Origin of the sequence: Bacteroides sp. An279 (genome assembly GCF_002159615.1) — a bacterium.
GTDB lineage: Bacteria > Bacteroidota > Bacteroidia > Bacteroidales > Bacteroidaceae > Phocaeicola > Phocaeicola intestinalis.
Genome location: NZ_NFJA01000031.1, coordinates 1 through 18,887, shown reverse-complemented (window position 1 = coordinate 18,887; position 18,887 = coordinate 1). Strand labels below are relative to the sequence as shown.

At 46.3% G+C, this 18,887-nt stretch carries 13 protein-coding genes; 5 read left to right on the top strand and 8 right to left on the bottom strand.

The genetic code is table 11. The annotated features are described in order from the left end of the window. Nucleotides 1-17 precede the first annotated feature (17 nt). The gene (locus B5F78_RS07455; protein ID WP_087247254.1) at nucleotides 18-965 is read right to left on the bottom strand and encodes a phosphoribosylaminoimidazolesuccinocarboxamide synthase; all 948 of its coding nucleotides are present in this window, start codon (nucleotides 963-965) and stop codon (nucleotides 18-20) included. A 75-nt stretch (nucleotides 966-1,040) separates the two neighbouring features. Further along, nucleotides 1,041-2,006, bottom strand: coding sequence for a PhoH family protein (locus tag B5F78_RS07450; RefSeq protein WP_022040746.1), 966 nt, complete (start codon nucleotides 2,004-2,006; stop codon nucleotides 1,041-1,043). A gap of 232 nt (nucleotides 2,007-2,238) precedes the next feature. Between B5F78_RS07450 and B5F78_RS07445 the strand changes: the two genes are divergently transcribed. Beyond that, complete coding sequence (locus tag B5F78_RS07445) at nucleotides 2,239-2,844, top strand: DUF5715 family protein (protein WP_239473420.1); 606 nt, start codon at nucleotides 2,239-2,241, stop codon at nucleotides 2,842-2,844. Nucleotides 2,845-2,849: 5 nt separating this feature from the next. Continuing rightward, a complete protein-coding gene (gene truA / locus B5F78_RS07440; protein WP_022040744.1) occupies nucleotides 2,850-3,602 on the top strand; it encodes a tRNA pseudouridine(38-40) synthase TruA in 753 nt (250 codons plus the stop codon). On the opposite strand, the gene B5F78_RS07435 is transcribed toward truA, so the two are convergent. From B5F78_RS07435 to purL, 4 genes are all read right to left on the bottom strand, one after another. Continuing rightward, nucleotides 3,593-4,159, bottom strand: a complete 567-nt coding sequence (locus B5F78_RS07435; protein ID WP_022040743.1) for a chromate transporter — start codon at nucleotides 4,157-4,159, stop codon at nucleotides 3,593-3,595. The two genes, truA and B5F78_RS07435, sit on opposite strands and share 10 nt — an antisense overlap. 79 nt (nucleotides 4,160-4,238) lie before the next feature. Then, nucleotides 4,239-4,778 carry a chromate transporter gene (locus B5F78_RS07430; RefSeq protein WP_087406396.1) on the bottom strand — a complete coding sequence of 180 codons (540 nt, stop codon included), beginning with the start codon at nucleotides 4,776-4,778 and terminating at the stop codon, nucleotides 4,239-4,241. A gap of 21 nt (nucleotides 4,779-4,799) precedes the next feature. Further along, the gene (locus B5F78_RS07425; RefSeq protein WP_087406395.1) at nucleotides 4,800-8,783 is read right to left on the bottom strand and encodes a hybrid sensor histidine kinase/response regulator transcription factor; all 3,984 of its coding nucleotides are present in this window, start codon (nucleotides 8,781-8,783) and stop codon (nucleotides 4,800-4,802) included. Between the two features lie 118 nt (nucleotides 8,784-8,901). Further along, on the bottom strand, nucleotides 8,902-12,603 hold the full coding sequence (gene purL / locus B5F78_RS07420; protein WP_087406394.1) for a phosphoribosylformylglycinamidine synthase: 3,702 nt from the start codon (nucleotides 12,601-12,603) through the stop codon (nucleotides 8,902-8,904). Nucleotides 12,604-12,850: 247 nt separating this feature from the next. Between purL and B5F78_RS07415 the strand changes: the two genes are divergently transcribed. The 3 genes from B5F78_RS07415 to B5F78_RS07405 all read left to right on the top strand — a co-directional run bounded on the left by B5F78_RS07415 (nucleotide 12,851) and on the right by B5F78_RS07405 (nucleotide 17,156). After that, nucleotides 12,851-15,151 carry a bifunctional dihydroorotate dehydrogenase B NAD binding subunit/NADPH-dependent glutamate synthase gene (locus tag B5F78_RS07415; protein ID WP_087406403.1) on the top strand — a complete coding sequence of 767 codons (2,301 nt, stop codon included), beginning with the start codon at nucleotides 12,851-12,853 and terminating at the stop codon, nucleotides 15,149-15,151. Nucleotides 15,152-15,298: 147 nt separating this feature from the next. Next, the gene (locus tag B5F78_RS07410; RefSeq protein ID WP_087208820.1) at nucleotides 15,299-16,771 is read left to right on the top strand and encodes a Na+/H+ antiporter NhaC family protein; all 1,473 of its coding nucleotides are present in this window, start codon (nucleotides 15,299-15,301) and stop codon (nucleotides 16,769-16,771) included. 109 nt (nucleotides 16,772-16,880) lie between these two features. Next, entirely contained in the window at nucleotides 16,881-17,156 is a 276-nt protein-coding gene (locus B5F78_RS07405) for a hypothetical protein (RefSeq protein WP_087247262.1), read from the top strand. A gap of 471 nt (nucleotides 17,157-17,627) precedes the next feature. On the opposite strand, the gene B5F78_RS07395 is transcribed toward B5F78_RS07405, so the two are convergent. Next, the gene (locus B5F78_RS07395) at nucleotides 17,628-18,680 is read right to left on the bottom strand and encodes a DUF4468 domain-containing protein (RefSeq protein ID WP_022040736.1); all 1,053 of its coding nucleotides are present in this window, start codon (nucleotides 18,678-18,680) and stop codon (nucleotides 17,628-17,630) included. Next, nucleotides 18,625-18,887, bottom strand: a 263-nt coding sequence (locus B5F78_RS17575) for a hypothetical protein (protein WP_206421930.1), incomplete at its 5' end; no start/stop codon positions are given. The genes B5F78_RS17575 and B5F78_RS07395, both read right to left, overlap by 56 nt.

Here is an 18,887-nt window from a genome sequence, read left to right as displayed (position 1 = left end):
ACATTGTCACATTTTTATCATTCCATCAAATAATTCATCACGTTCTTTTCGATACGTTCGCTCAGATGGTCGGTATCGGCTTTGACAAAAGGTTCGCCGGTGATGTGCTCATAAAGTTCGATGTAACGGTCGCTGATGGACGATACTATCTCTGGAGTCATTTCGGGCACTTTTTGTCCTTCTTTGCCTTGGAAGCCATTGTCCATCAGCCATTCGCGGACAAATTCTTTCGAGAGCTGGCGTTGCGGTTCTTCGTTTTCGAAGCGTTCCTGATAGCCTTCCAGGTAGAAGTAGCGGCTTGAGTCTGGAGTGTGGATTTCATCCATCAGGTAGATTTCACCGTTGTGTTTGCCGAATTCGTATTTTGTGTCTACCAGTATCAGGCCTCTTTGGGCAGCGATTTGTGTACCACGTTCAAAGAGGGCAAGTGTATAGCGTTCCAGTATGTCATATTCTTCGGGAGTAGCTAATCCACGTGCCAGGATTTCTTCTTTTGAGATGTCTTCATCGTGCATACCCATTTCCGCCTTGGTGGTAGGGGTGATGATGGGATGAGGAAACTTTTCGTTTTCACGCATATTTTCGGGCAGACGTACGCCACAAATTTCACGTACACCGCTCTTATAGGCACGCCATGCACTTCCGCACAGATAGCCGCGCACTATCATTTCAATGGGGAATCCTTGGCACAATACGCCTACGGTTACCATGGGGTCGGGAGTAGCAAGTTTCCAGTTGGGGCAGATATCGGCGGTAGCATCCAGAAATTTGGCTGCGATTTGGTTCAGCATCTGTCCTTTATAAGGGATACCTTCGGGCAAAACCACGTCGAAAGCGGAGATGCGGTCGGTTGCCACCATAATCAGTTTCTCATCATTGATGTTGTACACATCACGTACTTTTCCGTGATATACACTTTTTTGTCCCGGAAAGTGGAAATCGGTTTTTGTCAATGCTTTGCTCATAGTTTTATGTTTTATTATATTTTTAATTAGGTGACGAGTTTTCAGTGGGCAAGGTTTTCAGATAATCTTGACTGTTCAGGACCTTGTCACCTTGTTGCCTTTGTTCTCTTCTTCGAATTTTTCGTATGCCTCCACGATACGTGTCACCAGTTTATGGCGTACGATGTCTTTTTTGTTCAGCTCGATAAAGCCGATGCCCTTCACTCCTTTCAGAATCTTAAGGGCTTGTACCAGTCCCGAAGTCTGGTGTGAAGGCAAGTCTATTTGCGTCATATCACCTGTTACAATCATCTTGGTATTCATCCCCATACGTGTAAGGAACATTTTGATTTGTTGTGTGGTGGTATTCTGGGCTTCATCCAGAATTACCACTGCATCGTTCAGTGTACGTCCACGCATAAAAGCCAGCGGGGCTATCTGTATGATGTTCAGGTCCATATACTCCTTGAGCTTGGCGGCAGGAATCATATCTTGCAATGCATCATATAGCGGTTGCAGGTAAGGATCGATTTTATCTTTCATGTCACCCGGTAAGAATCCCAGTTTTTCTCCCGCTTCTACGGCCGGACGGCTCAAGACTATTTTTTTTATTTCCTTGTTTTTCAAAGCACGTACTGCCAGTGCTATAGCGGTATAGGTTTTTCCTGAACCGGCAGGACCGATGGCAAAAATCAAGTCGTTCTTGTCGAACTCTTTGACTAGCTTCAGCTGGTTGGTACTCCGCGGTGTGATGGGTTTTCCTGTTACGCTGTATACGATGGCATCCCCTGTTTTTTCTACCGCAGGTTTGTTTCCCTTGATGATATCGAGGATGGTTTCTTCGTTTAACGAATTGTATTGTGCACAATGCTTTTCCAAGTCAAGGATAGCTTCTTCGAAAGCGCACATTTCTTCTTCGTCTCCCATAATCTTGATGACATTTCCACGTGCTACGATTCGTAGTTTTGGAAACAATGCTTTAATCATCTGCATGTTGGCGTTATTGACGCCATAAAAGACAACCGGGTCAATGTCCTCCAGTACAATATGCTTTTCTATCATTCAGTCTTTGTTCGTATTTAAATTTCTGCAAATTTAATCATTCCTTTTAATCTAACGCTTCTTATTGGGCATTTTCTTTTCTTTTTTCATCGGATGTTTCGTTGAATCTCGTTATCTTTGTGCCATATTGTTTAGATTTGTGAAATCTGTACTAAAAAAGAAGAAAATGATACGAACTTTCATACGAACAGTCCTGATAATAGGGGGCTTTTTGGTTGTGTTGGGAAGCTGTATGGAGCCTGACCGGAGTATTGTGCTGAACAATCCGCACAACATCCGTGGGGTAGTAAGTTATAAACGGAGTTTCAATGACCTGAATGATGTGCAGTTGTCTTCAGCTAAGCGTATCGGCATCCGTCCCATTGCTTCGCGTGAAGAGGCCGAAGATGAAGTCGGGTCACGTCTTACCCACATAGCTCCGTGCGGGCATTATGATATGGACTCATTGACACATTCAATTCCTTTTCTTGTTCCGAAGGCTAGTGCCTTGCTGGATACTATAGGCATGAATTTTCTTGACTCATTGGGTCGGAAGGGGTTGAATCCGAATAAAATTATTGTGACATCGGTGTTGCGCACCAAAGATGACGTGAAGCGTTTACGTCGTACCAACGGAAATGCTTCGCTCAACTCATGTCATTTTTATGGTACTACGTTCGATATCAGTTGGAAACGATTTGCTAAAGTCGAGCATCCCGAGGGGCGTCCCATGCAGGATGTGGGTGCAGATACCTTGAAACTGGTATTGTCGGAAGTGCTTCGTGACTTACGTCAGGCAGACCGGTGTTATGTGAAGTATGAGTTGCGTCAAGGATGTTTTCACATAACGGCAAGATAAGGGAAATGGTACGTTATTTCATTTATTTAGGATATGACGGCACAGCTTATCACGGCTGGCAGGTACAACCCAATGGCATGAGTGTACAAGAAGTATTGCAAAAAGCCTTGTCTGTCTTGATGCGCCGTCCGGTGGAAGTGGTTGGAGCCGGGCGTACCGATGCCGGTGTGCATGCTCGTCTGATGGTGGCACATGTTGATTTTGATGCTCCGGTAGATATATTTCGGATGGTGGACAAGCTGAATCGCCTGCTTCCGCCTGACATTGCGGTTTACCGGATGCGTCGGGTTACAAACGAGGCTCATGCCCGTTTTGATGCCACTTATCGGCGGTATCAGTATCATATTACCACAAATAAGGATCCATTCCATCGGCATTATGCATGGCGTGTATTTCAGTCGCTTGACTTCGAGGCGATGAATCGGGCTGCATCTGTTCTTTTCGAATACACCGATTTTACGAGCTTCAGCAAGCTTCATACTGATGTGAAGACTAATAATTGCCGTATCATGCAAGCTGGTTGGGAACAGGTGGGCGAAGATGAATGGGTGTTTACTATTCAGGCAGACCGTTTCCTCCGTAATATGGTGCGTGCGGTGGTAGGTACGCTAGTCGAAGTAGGTAGGGGCAAACTTACCCTTGACGGGTTCCGTCGGGTGATAGAAGCAAAAGACCGTTGTAGTGCAGGGACTTCCGTGCCTGCACATGCTCTTTTCCTGGTTGATGTGGGCTATCCGGAACTTCTGTTTTATCCATAAACCAGATATCCCACAATACCGCTTAGTACAATCAGCAGGATGGGATTGGCCTTAAAGCGGTAGGAGGCTATGAAGACAGTTACGAAGAGGATGATGCTGACGATGATTTGCACATTGGCGGTGCCGAAGTTTTCTCCATTCATCAATACGAGGGCGGCAGCAGCAAGCAGTCCTACTACGCCCGGACGTAATCCACTAAATACGGAAGACACAGCAGGATGTTTTTGGTATTTCAGGAAGAACCGGCTGATGAGGACCATCAAGATAAACGAAGGAAGCACCACGGCACCAGTCGTGATAATAGAGCCTAAAATACCCCAAGCGTGCGAATAGCCTGCATTGACTACTGCCGTATACCCCACATAAGTGGCAGAGTTGATGCCGATAGGACCAGGAGTCATTTGGCTGATGGCGATGATGTCGGTAAACTCGGGCGATGTGAGCCAGGCGTGGCGGGTCACAACTTCGCCTTGTATCATGGATATCATGGCGTACCCGCCTCCGAATCCAAAAAGTCCGATTTTGAAGAATGCGTAAAAAAGTTGCAGGAAAAGCATATGGATAATTAATAGTTAATAATTAATAATTAATAGTGAACGGTTGATGTTTGAGCCGGTGTATGCAAACTTCTAATTTTCAATGTTTAGATTTTAACCTCCCATAGATGTATCCTCCCAGTCCGCTTAGGATAATGACATAAATGGGAGAAAAACCCAAGAGCCAGATAAGAAGAGCGGAAACAATGGGAATCCACACGTTATAGCGGTTAATACGTGCCGACTTTGCCATCTTGAACGTGGGGGCAGCTATTAATGCCACTACAGCAGGGCGGATGCCCTTGAACACGTTTTCCACTGCAGGGTATTGTTTGAATTGTTGGAAGAAAAGGGCAATGGCAAGGATAACAAGGAACGAAGGGAGGATGGTGCCCAGTGCCATCCAGAAAGCTCCCCAGAATTTTCGTAACTTGTAGCCGATGAAAATGGCGATATTGACGGCAAAGATGCCGGGTACGGTTTGTGCCAGTGCCATCAGGTCGAGGAAGTCTTCGCGGGTAATCCATTTCCGTTTGTCGACTAGTTCGTCTTCGATGAGCGGCACCATGGCATATCCGCCCCCGATGGTGAACATCCCGATGCGGGTAAAGATAAGGAATGACTTGATGTAGAAATTCATGTTGTTGTTTTAATCGGTTTGTTATTCGTTTTTCTTATATACGCTGGGCGGCACGCCATAAAATTTCTTGAACGTGTCGGCGAAATATTTCGGATCGGCAAAACCCATACGGTCGGAAACTTCTGCTACTGTGTATTGCTGGCTTTTCAGCAGGGTGGCAGCTTCTTGCATACGGATATTGCGGATGAATTCGTTGGGGGCGATGCCCGTTAGTGCCTTCATCTTGTTGTAAAAACTGGTGCGGCTCATGTTCATGCTGGCGCACAGGGTGTCTACAGTCAGTTCACCTCCTAGGTTTTCCTTAATGAAAGTAGTGGCACGGCGCATGAAGTCTTCGTCCAGTCCTGATGGGAGAGGGATGTCTTCGGCAGGTGGTTCCATGTCTAATGATGCCTGCTTCAGACGCTTACGTATAAACTCACGGTTTTCCAACAGGTTATTGATATTTGCTTTCAGTACTGTCAGGTCGAAGGGCTTTACAATATGCATGTCTGCTTTGGTCTGTAGACCGCGCAGGATATCCTCCTTAGTTCCCAGGGCTGTGAGCAGAATGACTGGTATGTGGCTGGTTTCAATGTCACTTTTCAGAGTTCCACATAGCTCTTCTCCGTTCATTACGGGCATCATTACGTCGGAGATGACCAGGTCGGGCTGAAGGGTGCGTATCTTGCTGAGTGCCTCTTGTCCGTTGCCGGCTTCTTCTGTACGATAGGTGTCAGCCAGGTTTTCTGCAAGGAAAGTGCGCAGGCTGGTATTGTCTTCTACTATTAAGATAAGAGGAGCATTGGAAGCTGCTTTCCGGACGTTCTTTTTCTGAGGAAGTGCAGGAAGAATTTCTTCTCGTTCTTCCATTGTGGCAAAGGCTTCGCCTGGGATTTCATCGGTGCGATACTGATAATGTTCGCTCCGGATGGGGAAGCTCAAGACGAAGGTGGTGCCTGCGTTTTCAGCACTTGTGAAACTTATTTTTCCTTCGTGATTACGGATGAGCCGGTAGGTGAGCAACATGCCGATACCTGAACCCGTTATCAGTTGGTTGGTAGCATTTCTGCCCCGGAACAGGAAACGGAACAGTTTCTTTTGGTCTTCTTTGGGGATGCCGATTCCGGTGTCTTTGATGCAGAGTGTCCAGCGATTCTTGGTATATCCGGATTCTATCTGTATTTCTCCTCCGTGCGGTGTGTACTTCAAGGCGTTGCTGATGAGGTTTCGTAGGATAGAGTCTATCTTATTACGGTCTATCCATACATCCAGTTGGCTGAAAGTGGAGGTATAATGTAGGCTGATGCCTTTTTGTTCGGCGTATGCCTGAAATTGTTTCAGGTAGGTTTGCAGGTAGGTTCCCAGCTCATGTCGTGACACTACGGCTTGTGAACTGTAGTAACTTTCTTTCTGGAAGTTGATGAGATTGTCTGCAAGGTCAGAGAGGTTTTCGGTGCTTTGCAGGGCGAGGTTTAGATTCATTACTCCCTTATCGCTTAAATGTTCGTCTTTCAGGATTTCACCCAAAGGAGCCTTGATGAGGGTGAGCGGTGTACGGATATCGTGAGCGGTATGTACGAAGAAATTGATTTTCTCTTGCGATACTTGTTTCTCGTGGCGTATCATTTTGATGCGTACCAAGAGGTATGTGATGCCGATGATGATAAGGGCATAGCCCAGAAATGCCCAAAAGGTGAGCCATGCCGGACGTCCTATCAGGATACGGATAGAGCGCTCTTCTATCGGTTGGTGATTATCGGTCAGGACGGCTCGTACGTGCAGGGTATAATTGCCTGGCGAGAGGTTGGTGTATTGGATGAGTCCGTCGGGCGAGAGAGGTGACCATTCATCGTAGAATCCTTCCAGTTTCCAGCTGTATGCAATGTCGGATGAATTGTCGAAATTGATGGATGAAACGTTGAGTGAGAAAGTGTTCTGGTTATACCCCAGCTTGATTTGTGTCGTTTGGTCAAGCGGTTGGGAAAGGGGAGAATCTTTCTCTCCCGCGTGTACTGTTCGGTACATGATTTTCAAGTCTGTAAATACCAGATGGCTATAGAAATCGGAAGGTAACTGGATGTTGTCAGGCAAGACGATGGCACCTTCGTTACTTCCGAATATCATTTCCCCATTCCGGCTATGGATAGCTGCATTGGGGTTGAAGCTTGCTGCCAGCAGACCTTGCTCTTTGGTCCAGTTAGTAAATGTACCAGTGGAGAGGTTGAAAAATGCCAGTCCGTTTTCTGTGCCCAGGTAGAGATTTCCTTCACGGTCGTTCGTGATGCTGTAAATATTGTTGCTTCCCAAGCCACTGTTTTCGGTATGGTAGTGCCGGATGATTTTTCCTTGATCATCGGCAACGAACAGTCCGTTTCCGGAGGTTCCGATATAGGTATACCGGCTTTTTGGGTGCAGACAGATGGCATTGATGCAACCCATTTCGATTTCATTGTCAAGCGGACGGATTTCACCACTCTGTTTGTTGAGGACGAATACCCCGTTTATGGTACCTGCCCACATTGTCTGTTTGTCTTTTTGTACCAATGTTGTAATAGGATAGCCTATGTCATACTCGGCAGTGGCGTGCGTGTGAGGATGATGCGATTTCAGGCGGTAGAATCCTCCAGTCCATACAAGGCCTTCTTCATCGCGCAGGATGCATCGGATATATTTGTCCGGTCCTTCTTCGGGTGAGAACTTTTGTTGCTGATAAAAGGTCACTCGTCTGGCCTGCTTGTCTATTGCATAGATTCCCGACATGTATCCTCCGGTTAGGATAAGGCCGGGGCGAACTTCGCAAAGAGCTGTAAAGATGCGGTTTTCACTTTCTCCGTTGGAGCCTTTGTCGGAAGAAGTGAGATAGTTGGTCCATTGCTTCCGCTGAGTGTCAAAACAGCTTATGCCGTTGCTGGTGGCATACCAGATGTCTCCATCGGCATCTTCCAGAATGTCGTTGATACAATTGTTTGCCAAGGAATTGGCATTGTTGGGCGAGTGTACAAGCCACTGATAACTGGGATATTGTTCCGAATAGATGGTGATACCAGTAGGGTAGACCACGTTCCAAAGTCGTCTGGCGTGGTCCATGTAAATATCTTTGATGATGTTTCCATTCATCTTATTGGGGGTGCGTGGGTCTTCTTGCAGGAATGGTTCCAGGTGCAGGCGGTTCATGTCCAGGCGGTAAACGCCTTTCCCATCGGTAGCGATATAAAGTGTATCAGGGTACGTACGGTCTGGGATGATATTGTTAATGCCAATGTCTTTCATCGAATTGCCCAGTGCCGTTAGCTTTTCTTGCAGCGGATTATATACATACACCTTATCCAGCAGGCTATTGATGACAAGCTGGTGTGTAGGTTGGTGGTAATAGATATAGTCTATCAGTTGGAGGGCAGGCAGATGGATGGGATATATCTCTCGAATCTGGAAATCCTCGAACCGGATTTTGTATAATTGTAGTTCGGATGCCAGATAATATTCGGTTGCATTTGCCTGTGCAATGCCGATGATTTTGCCTTTTGCCTGTTGGGGTAACTGGTAGTGTTTACCCGAGTGGATGTCGTAAATGACAAAATGCTGGTTCACGCACATCCATATCCGGTCCGAACGGTCCATATAAAGTGCCGATATAGGGTGCTTCTTCAATTCCGGATAAGCAAGATGCAGGTCGAAAGTGAGCTGGAAAGAATCTTTCAGTTCGTTGTAGCGAAAAAGGTGTCCATCTTTTCCTATTTCCCATATTGTCTGTTTGCTGTCGGTGCGTAGGAGGTTAAGGTTGGGATAGAAGTCCTGGGCTTTTCCTTGATGGAACAGGTCGTAATGTGTGAACCGTTTCCCGTCGTAACGGTCTGCCCCTTTGTGGGTAAGTATCCAGATATAATATTGTTTTCCTTGTTCGATAGAAAGTACCCTTCTGCTGCTGAGTCCGTTATCCATGCCGATGTATTTGAATATTTGGGCGTTTATAGGGAATAATGACACCAGCATCATTCCTATTAGAATAAAGAACTTGTTCAGCATAACGGAAAGGTTTATGAGTTTTGTTTTTAACGCGGATTAACGCAGATTTTCGCAGATATTCATTCGATAATCTGCGTTAATCCGCGTTAATCTGTGTTTCCTTATATATTAAAGGTATTTACTTATGTACTTCTACCCACTTACGCGCATTGACGAAGGCTTCCATCCACGGTGTGATTTGGTCTTCGCGAATGCGGTCGGCAGGATAGTAGGCATTGTTCCAGGGGAAGCAGGCACGTTCCAAGTGCGGCATCATAGCCAGATGGCGTCCGTCCTGACTGGCGATACCTGCTACGCTATAGTCTGAACCGTTCGGATTGCCCGGATATTCATCGTATGAATATTTCAATACCACGTTGTAATGGTCTTCAGGATAAGGCAACGAGAATTTTCCTTCTCCATGGGCTACCCAGATGCCTAATTTTGAGCCGCTCAACGAGCCGAACATCACGCTTCGGTTCATCGGTACGGTTACGCCCAAGAATGCCGATTCGAACTTGTGCGAGTCGTTGTGCAACATTTTGCCCTGTTTCTTGTCCTCAGGAGTAATCAGCCCTAATTCCATCATCAGCTGACATCCGTTGCATACGCCTAACGAAAGGGTATCCTTGCGTGCATAGAAGTTATCAAGTGCCGCCTTGGCTTTCGGGTTGAAGAGGAAGGTCCCAGCCCATCCTTTTGCCGAGCCTAATACGTCGGAATTGGAGAACCCTCCGCAGAACACGATGAAATGGATGTCTTCCAGTGTTTCGCGTCCGCTTACAAGGTCGGTCATCGTTACGTCTTTTACATCGAAGCCTGCCAAGTAGAGCATATATGCCATTTCGCGTTCACCGTTGGTTCCTTTTTCACGGATGATTGCCGCCTTGATGCCGCTTGGTGTGCGTCGGTCGGGGTTCAAGCCGAATTGTGACAATTTGCCTGTAAATGACTTGTCGAATACGGTTTCGAGCGGTTGCATCTTGTAGTTCTCGAAACGTTTCTTGGCGCATCCGTTCATGCTCTGCTTGCGGTCGAGGAGGTAGGAAGTAGAGTACCATACATCACGCAAGTAGTCGATGCCGAACTGGTAAGTAGCTTCGTGAAGCGTGACAAGTATATGGCGTTCGTCGGCAGGTGTACCCAGCTTGACAAAGCCTACGCCTGCATCTTCCAGGATTTTCTTGACTTCGTGTTTGTGCTTGTCGGCTACCTGGATGACAACACCCGGATTTTCGGCGAAGAGAATCTTCACGATGTCTTCGTGCTTGAACTTGTTGAGGTTGATTTCCATACCGCCTTCGGTATTGGCGAAGCACATTTCGAGTAAGGTAGTGATAAGACCTCCAGCCGAAATGTCGTGTCCTGCCAAAATCAATCCTTTGTTCACCAGTTCCTGAATGGCAAGGAATGCATTGCGGAAATAGTCGGGATTTTGTACGGTGGGAACATCATCGCCTATTTTATTCAAGGATTGGGCAAATGCCGAACCTCCCAAGCGGAGCTGGTCGAAGCTGAAATCGATGTGGTAGAAGGTCGATTTCGGATTGTTTACCATTACCGGAGAAACAACTTTCTTGATATCCGATACTTCGCCTCCTGCAGATACGATAACTGTTCCCGGGCTGATAATCTTTTCTCCGTTCGGGTATTTTTGCGTCATCGAAAGCGAGTCTTTTCCTGTAGGCACATTGATTTGCAAGGCACAGCAGAAGTCGGACAATGCTTTCACCGCCGTGTAGAGACGTGCGTCTTCACCTTCTTGCGAGCGGCAGGGCCACATCCAGTTAGCCGAAAGCGAGAGGCTGTCCATGCCGTCTGCTAAAGGTGCCCACACGATGTTGGTCAGGGCTTCGGCTACAGACAATACCGAACCGTATGCCGGATTGGCAAGACCTGCTTGCGGAGCATGTCCCAAAGCAGTCGCAATACCTTTCTCGCCCCGATAGTCGAGTGCCACCACACCGCAATCGCTCAAAGGCAACTGAAGTTCGCCCTGACATTGCTGGCGCGCGATTTTACCTGTAACCGAGCGGTCTACTTTGTTGGTCAGCCAGTCTTTGCAGGCTACGGCTTCCAGTTGGAGCACACGGCGCACGTATTCGTTCAGCTTGGTTACATCGTAGGTCACGTTTTCATAGTGGCGTTCTACAGTCTTGTCTACCATATAAGTCTTAGGAGAAGAACCGAACATCTGGTCTACCGCCAGGTCGAACGGACGTACACCGTCGGCTTGCTCGAAAGCAAAGCGATGGTCTCCTGTCGTTTCTCCCACTACATACATCGGGGCACGTTCGCGTTCGGCTATCTTCTTTACATGTTCGATAGATTCTTCTTCAATCAGCAGGCCCATACGTTCCTGCGATTCGTTGGCGATGATTTCTTTTGCCGAGAGTGTTTCGTCTCCGATAGGAAGTTTGTCCATGTGGATCAATCCACCGCAATCCTCAACCAATTCCGACAAGCAGTTGACGTGGCCTGCCGAACCGTGGTCGTGGATGGAAACAATGGGGTTGGTATCTTCTTCGCATAAGGCACGTACTACGTTATAAGCACGTTTTTGCATTTCGGCGTTCGCACGTTGCACGGCATTCAGCTCGATGCCCGATGAATAACGTCCGGTTTCTACCGATGATACCGAACCGCCTCCCAGTCCGATGCGGTAATTATCACCTCCTAATACTACGATTTCATCTCCCGCTTCGGGTGTACCTTTCAAGCAATCGCGTTTCGTTCCGTAGCCCACACCTCCGGCAAGCATAATCACTTTGTCGTAAGCATATTTCTCATTGTTTTCCTGATGCTCAAAGGTCAATACCGAACCGCAAATCAAAGGCTGACCGAACTTGTTGCCGAAGTCGGAAGCACCGTTTGAAGCTTTGATAAGGATTTGTTCGGGTGTCTGGTACAGCCATTTGCGCACGGGCAGGATGTCTTCCCATTCACGTCCTTCATCGGTACGGGGATAAGAGGTCATATACACCGCTGTACCTGCTATCGGCCACGAGCCTTTTCCACCGCCCATACGGTCGCGGATTTCACCTCCGGTACCTGTCGATGCGCCATTGAACGGCTCTACCGTAGTAGGGAAGTTATGCGTTTCCGCCTTTAGGGAGATGACGGTCTTTATATCTTTAATGATGAAATAATCGGATGTAGAGTGGTCTTTCGGAGCGAATTGCTCTACTACGGGACCTTCGGCAAAGGCTACATTGTCTTTGTATGCCGAGATAATCTTGTTCGGATTCTCTTTGGTAGTCTTCTTAATCATCTGGAACAAGGATGATTCCATTTCCTTTCCGTCAATGATGAACGTACCGCCGAATATTTTATGGCGGCAATGTTCCGAATTGATTTGGGCGAAACCGAACACCTCCGAGTCGGTCAGCTTGCGTCCCAGGTCTTGTTCTACTTTTTTCAGGTAGTCCATCTCTTCGCGTGAGAGTGCCAGTCCTTCCTGTTCGTTGTAAGCTTCCAGGTCATCAATGTAAATAATGGGCTGGGGTTTGATATTTACGTCAAATATCTGTTGGTTTAGTCCGTGGTACATACGTTGCAGCATCGGGTCGTGTTCTGCGTTTTCGTCCTTTACGGAAAAATATTCTTCGATGCGGCGAATGCCTGTAAGTCCCATGTTCTGGGTAATTTCTACCGCGTTCGTACTCCACGGCGTAATCATTTCCCGGCGTGGACCGATGAACCAGCCTTGTAAATTCTCTTCTTTTTCTACCGTCGCGTTTCCATACAGCCAACTCAGTTTCTTGATGTCGTCTGCATTCATTTCCTTATTGCATTGGGTAGCAATCACACTTTGATTAGGTGTTCTGAAAAATAGAATCATAGCGTCTGTTATGGTTAAAATTGATTGTTCACTAAAATTATTCTGCAAAGTTACACAATTCGTTGGAATATTATCGAATAAAAGATAGATTTATATAGATTAGGAAGGAATATTTGTGATGGATTTTCAGGCTGTTGAGATTGTATATATGAGGTGTGTTGGCAACAATTTTGATTTTTGTTTGGCAGATGAACTTGAAAAAGTTAACTTTGCCGTGCTGAAAACTAACTTATTACATCAAGACAAAATGAATAAAATTATTTCAAAGGAACATTTTTCAGAAAAGGTGTTCAAATTAGTGGTGGAAGCACCACTTATAGCCAAGTCACGTAAGGCTGGGCATTTTGTCATCGTGCGCGTAGGAGAAAAAGGTGAACGTATGCCGCTTACCATAGCTGAGGCAGATCCGGTAAAGGGCACGATTACATTGGTGGTACAAGAGGTGGGATTATCGTCTACACGCCTGTGCGAGTTAAACGAGGGTGATTACATTACTGACGTGGTAGGACCACTTGGTAAGGCCACGCACATTGAAAACTTCGGTACGGTGGTTTGTGCTGGTGGAGGCGTAGGTGTTGCTCCAATGTTGCCTATTGTACAGGCGTTGAAAGCTGCCGGAAACCGGGTGATAACTGTGCTTGCCGGACGTAGCAAGGAACTGATTATCCTGGAGAAGGAGATGCGTGAAAGTTCGGATGAGGTAATCATTATGACTGATGACGGTTCGTATGGGAAGAAAGGCTTGGTAACGGCTGGTGTGGAAGAAGTCATTCTGCGTGAGAAAGTGGATAAGTGCTTTGCCATTGGTCCGGCAATCATGATGAAGTTCGTTTGCCTGCTCACCAAAAAATACGATATCCCGACCGATGTGTCGCTCAATACCATTATGGTAGATGGAACAGGTATGTGCGGTGCCTGCCGTATAACTGTAGGAGGAAAGACCAAGTTTGTATGCGTAGACGGGCCGGAGTTCGATGGACATCAAGTGGATTTCGATGAAATGTTGAAGCGTATGGGGGCTTTTCGCGATATCGAACGCGAAGAAATACATAAACTCGATCCGGTAGACCCGCACGTATGTGAAGTTACAAAGTCTCAGGACGACCGTACAGCTCCATGGCGAGAAGCCCTGCGTAAGTCAATGAAACCGAAAGAACGCACCGCTATCCCTCGTGTGAAAATGAATGAGTTGGATCCCGAATACCGTTCGCATAGCCGTAAGGAGGAAGTGAATCTCGGATTGAATGAAGAACAGGCATTGACAGAGGCTAAGCGTTGTTTGGATTGTGCCAATCCTTCGTGTATGGAAGGTTGTCCGGTAGGTATCAATATTCCGGGCTTCATTAAAAATATCGAACGTGGTGAGTTTCTTGAGGCGGCCCGTGTATTGAAAAAGACCAGTGCACTGCCTGCAGTTTGTGGTCGGGTATGTCCACAGGAAAAGCAATGTGAGTCGAAGTGCATTCATCTTAAGATGGGGCACGAAGCCGTTGCTATCGGCTACTTGGAGCGTTTTGCTGCTGATTACGAGCGTGAGAGCGGACAGATTTCTACGCCCGAACTGGCTCCGAAGAATGGCGTTAAAGTAGCTGTTGTAGGCTCGGGACCTGCCGGTTTGTCGTTTGCTGGCGATATGGCTAAGATGGGTTATGATGTGACCGTGTTCGAAGCTTTGCACGAAATTGGTGGTGTATTAAAATATGGTATCCCGGAATTTCGGTTGCCGAATAAAATCGTGGATGTAGAGATAGAGAACCTTTCGAAAATGGGGGTAGAGTTTGTAAAAGACTGCATCATTGGGAAGACGGTTTCTGTAGAAGACTTGCAGGCTGAAGGTTATAAGGGTGTTTTTGTAGCATCTGGAGCCGGACTTCCCAACTTCATGAACATTCCGGGCGAGAATTCAATCAATATTATGTCATCGAATGAATATCTGACCCGCGTCAACCTGATGGATGCGGCAAGTGAGGATTCAGATACCCCTATTACTTTTGGAAAGCGTGTCATTGTGGTGGGAGGCGGAAATACGGCAATGGATTCCGTGCGTACAGCACGCCGTCTAGGAGCTGAGCGGGCAATTATTGTTTACCGTCGGTCGGAAGCTGAAATGCCTGCCCGTATTGAAGAGGTGAAGCACGCCAAAGAAGAAGGTGTGGAGTTTATGACTCTGCACAATCCGCTTGAATATATTGCCGACGAGCAGGGGCGTGTGAAGCAAGTGGTGCTTCAGAAAATGGAGTTAGGAGAACCCGATGCTTCTGGACGCCGTAGCCCGGTGGCTATACCAGGGGCTACTGTAACGCTCGATATTGATATGGCTATTGTCAGTGTGGGCGTGTCGCCAAATCCGATAGTACCGAATTCCATTCCAGGACTGGAACTGGGACGTAAAGGTACCATTGCGGTGAACGATGACATGCAGTCTTCCATTCCTGCTATCTATGCCGGAGGTGATATCGTGCGTGGAGGTGCTACGGTGATTCTGGCAATGGGTGACGGACGTCGTGCTGCAGCCGCCATGGACAAGCAGTTGCGTGGTGCTGTCTAATGAGTGGTATAATATATTGGTATTGATTTTAGAACATTAGGAACGCAGGTTTCCGCAGATTGGAAAAGATAAATCATCTGTGTGAATCTGCGTTTTGTTGATGATTAAATATTGAAAATGAGTAAAGACAATCGTGCATCGACACCGATGCGCCGACTGCCTTCGTGGCAAGTTTCTTTGATACCTTTTGTGGTATTGACCCTGTCTCTGGTAGTGATTATAAAAATATTCGGCCCCGATGCTCTTTCGGGAGGGAGTCAGGTATGTTTGTTATTGGCTTCTGCTGTTACGGCAGCCATTTCGATGTTTGCCTATAAGAATTCGTGGGAAATTTTGGAGTTTTGCATTCTCGACAATATCCGGTCAGTTGGTACAGCTATCCTTATCTTGTTGCTTATCGGTGCGATTGCCGGCACATGGATGGTGAGTGGTATTGTTCCTGCTATGATATGTTATGGAATGCAGGTAATTTATCCGGCAATATTCTTGGCTGCAGCTTGTGCGATATGTGCGCTAGTATCGCTGATGACAGGGAGTTCGTGGACCACGATTGCCACCATTGGAGTGGCATTGATAGGCATCGGTGTGGCTTTGGGATTTGAACCGGGATGGACGGCAGGTGCTATTGTGTCGGGGGCTTATTTCGGCGATAAGGTCTCTCCGTTATCTGACACGACGGTGTTGGCTTCTTCCTCTTCGGGTACTCCTTTGTTCACTCATATTCGCTATATGATGATTACTACTATCCCTTCGCTGACGATAGCGATGGTGATTTTTCTTGTGGCGAGTCTGATGCACAAGCAGGTTGGAGCGTCACAGACTGCCGAGTTTGCTGGGGCATTGAAATCTGTTTTTAACATTACACCCTGGTTGCTGATTGTTCCGGCACTTACTGGTGTGCTTATTGTTAAGAAAGTACCTGCTGTCTTGACGCTTTTTTGTGCTGCGGTGATGGCTGCCGTAACGGGACTTGTCGCTCAGCCTCAAGCGGTATGGGCAGTAGCGAACCCCGGACTGCCTTTTACTGATTTTTCAGGTTTGTCTTTTTGGGATGCATGTAAGGGCATTACTGTTACATTTTATGGCTCGACGGCTATCCAGACCGGTAATGAGGCTATTGATGCCTTGATTTCTACACGAGGTATGACGGGGATGCTTAATACGATATTCTTGATTGTCTGTTCGGTTACTTTCGGTGGAGTACTTGCGGGAAGTGGTATGCTGAAAAGTCTGACCGAACTGTTTGCCCGTCTTGCCCATAGGGCCTTTACGTTGGTAGGAGCTACGGTTGGAACCGGATTGGTATGTAATATCGTTACGGGCGACCAGTATATTTCCATCTTGCTGACTAGCAGCCTCTATAAGAAACTTTATGAGCGAAAAGGGTATGAAAACCGTTTGCTTAGCCGGTCGGTGGAAGACTCGGCTACTGTCACATCGGTGCTTATTCCATGGAATTCTTGTGGTATGACGCAGGCGACAGTACTTAAAGTACCTACGCTGGAGTATCTTCCATATAGCTTTTTTAATATCCTTTCTCCGTTTATGTCTGTTCTGGTTGCTGCAGTAGGGTATAGAATATTCCGGAGTAAGAAAGCGAAGGCAGAAGAGGTTGATTGAAAGGGAATACGTTTCAGTGCCTCTTTTTGCCGGTTGGGAAAGATTTCTGAAGTCAGTCTTGTGTGAATGCTTTTACTTTGCATGCGTTAATCAATAAAATACAGGTGATATGAAATTTTGGTTCGACACACTCCGGAGCCGGCTGCTGCTGACGTTCATCACTTATGTGCTCTACATGTTGCTTTACTTCCTGACTGACGAGGTAATGCGTGATTTCTATCTGGAGAAGCACCCGGTCTGGGATTACGTGGTGGATATTTTGACTACCTTGGTCTGCGTGTTCTTTTTCGTACAGCTTTCCATCTGTTACAGCAAGGTGATTTACAGGCGGTTCATGTCGTTGGCACACCCTTATCGCAGTCTGATTGTATTCTTCGTCAGATAGCCGTTATCTTCCTCATTACACAAACGGAAATGCTTCAAAAACTTATCCCAAATCATCGCACGATAAATTCAAAACAGTTTCTGAATTGCCTGATGAAATTTTGTAAGCATTCGAACCAATGCTTACTGACTACTGCCTTTCCGGATAGAATCATAACAAGACGCAGCCGGTTGCAGAAGCCCGCGGATATAGTTGCAGTGGCAAGCGCATATAGGTCCATCCGCTGCAAGATTATTAATTTTATACCAGACGAAGTTATCTGTGTGGAGACAAGAAGATACAGTACTCCGGCGTTTGATAGGTCTATACAATCTATAGTCACTTGTTTGTCTATGTTGTTACGGTAGTAAAAAGCTATAAACAAGTTTTTTCGGATGGCAGTAAGATGGGCAGCAAGCAATAAAAAAGAGGATAGGATGTTACTCTTTGCGAGTGTATATCCTATCCTCTTTTGGAAATTTAGGAAATTTGTTATCTCATTTCAATTTGAGTAATTTCACCGATATACATTGTATATTGTTTAGATGCATCAACAGTTTGGTTGAGCGATTTCAATTCATTTGCAGTCATTGGTTGCGCCATCGCTTTTTTGCAAGTAATAATTATCGAAGGCTGTGTGCTTTGGTTGAAGTAGAATGAAACTTTGTAGGTCGTGTTTTGTCCCATCAATGCGTTGGCTGCGATGCGGCTTTGGTCGAATAAAATATAGGCAACATTCTTTCCCAACATTTGTCCCAGTCCACTCCAGCTTTCAGTTTGGATGTCAATGGTTTCTCCGTTTTCAGCAGTCAGAGTGATACGTCCTTGGGTGGCCAGCTCATTCAAGTTGGAAGGAAGCCGGTCTATGCTCACTGTTTTCAGTTCACCTGTAGCAGAAAGAGTGGGCTGTTGTGTAGAGAGAGTGGCAGGTTGTTGTACGTTTGCAGTTGTTTGCGTACCCAGAAGCTTTTGTCCTAAAGCATCGGTTACCTGCTGGAAGAGTTGGTCTTTCAGGTCGATGGTTTCTCTTCTGAACTTTCCACATATCGGAGCCAGTTTCGTTTGTTTCTTGTTTAAAGCCATATCGTCTGTAATCCATTCTTCTGCAGTATATTTTTCACCTCCATCACGGGCTTCGTCATACCAATAGCGGATACGTGTCATTTCAAGGTCGCAAATACCTTCTTTGGCATAAATCAGAAATTGATAGTAAATACGTGTGCGGTCGAGTGATAATGCGGAAGAAGAAAATACAATGTATTCTTCAGCTTGTACGGCAATCTCTCCAGCTTCTTCGTTGGTATAGGCTACAAAACTGTTTAGTTTTCCATCGGGTTTAAACCGGTCCGTAGCCCAGTCTAGAAGTTGCTTGTAGATTTCCTGTTTCGAAAGTCCGGGTGCTTTGATTTCTTTGGTGAAAGTCACTTTCCCATCGGTCAGGGTTACGGCTCCTGCCAGGTACTTTGGATTTGAGTTGTCGTTTTTATCCTTAGCAATGCCTGTCAGAGGCAAACATATCAAAAGGATGAGCAGTAGTTTTTTCATAATGATTTATTGATTTGATTCTATTTAGAAGGACAAATATAGGAAGAAAACGAAAAAAAAGGCTGAATTTTGCTATAAATAATATGAAAAGAGAAGCGTAAGAAGCTGTTTTGAATTTCTCCAAAAAGTATTTCTTGGCTTGATGTATCCGTTTTCGTGTGTGCTTTGGGCGATTTTTTGGTTCTTTTCGCTCCTGTTCTTCGTCAG

Coding starts and splice junctions, on each gene's coding strand:
- B5F78_RS07455 (WP_087247254.1), bottom strand. CDS start 965: ATGAGCAAAGCATTGACAAAAACCGATTTCCACTTTCCGGGACAAAAA.
- B5F78_RS07410 (WP_087208820.1), top strand. CDS start 15,299: ATGCGCCGACTGCCTTCGTGGCAAGTTTCTTTGATACCTTTTGTGGTA.
- B5F78_RS07430 (WP_087406396.1), bottom strand. CDS start 4,778: ATGAATTTCTACATCAAGTCATTCCTTATCTTTACCCGCATCGGGATG.
- B5F78_RS07415 (WP_087406403.1), top strand. CDS start 12,851: ATGAATAAAATTATTTCAAAGGAACATTTTTCAGAAAAGGTGTTCAAA.
- truA (WP_022040744.1), top strand. CDS start 2,850: ATGGTACGTTATTTCATTTATTTAGGATATGACGGCACAGCTTATCAC.
- B5F78_RS07405 (WP_087247262.1), top strand. CDS start 16,881: ATGAAATTTTGGTTCGACACACTCCGGAGCCGGCTGCTGCTGACGTTC.
- B5F78_RS07450 (WP_022040746.1), bottom strand. CDS start 2,006: ATGATAGAAAAGCATATTGTACTGGAGGACATTGACCCGGTTGTCTTT.
- purL (WP_087406394.1), bottom strand. CDS start 12,603: ATGATTCTATTTTTCAGAACACCTAATCAAAGTGTGATTGCTACCCAA.
- B5F78_RS07435 (WP_022040743.1), bottom strand. CDS start 4,159: ATGCTTTTCCTGCAACTTTTTTACGCATTCTTCAAAATCGGACTTTTT.
- B5F78_RS07445 (WP_239473420.1), top strand. CDS start 2,239: ATGGAGCCTGACCGGAGTATTGTGCTGAACAATCCGCACAACATCCGT.
- B5F78_RS07395 (WP_022040736.1), bottom strand. CDS start 18,680: ATGAAAAAACTACTGCTCATCCTTTTGATATGTTTGCCTCTGACAGGC.
- B5F78_RS07425 (WP_087406395.1), bottom strand. CDS start 8,783: ATGCTGAACAAGTTCTTTATTCTAATAGGAATGATGCTGGTGTCATTA.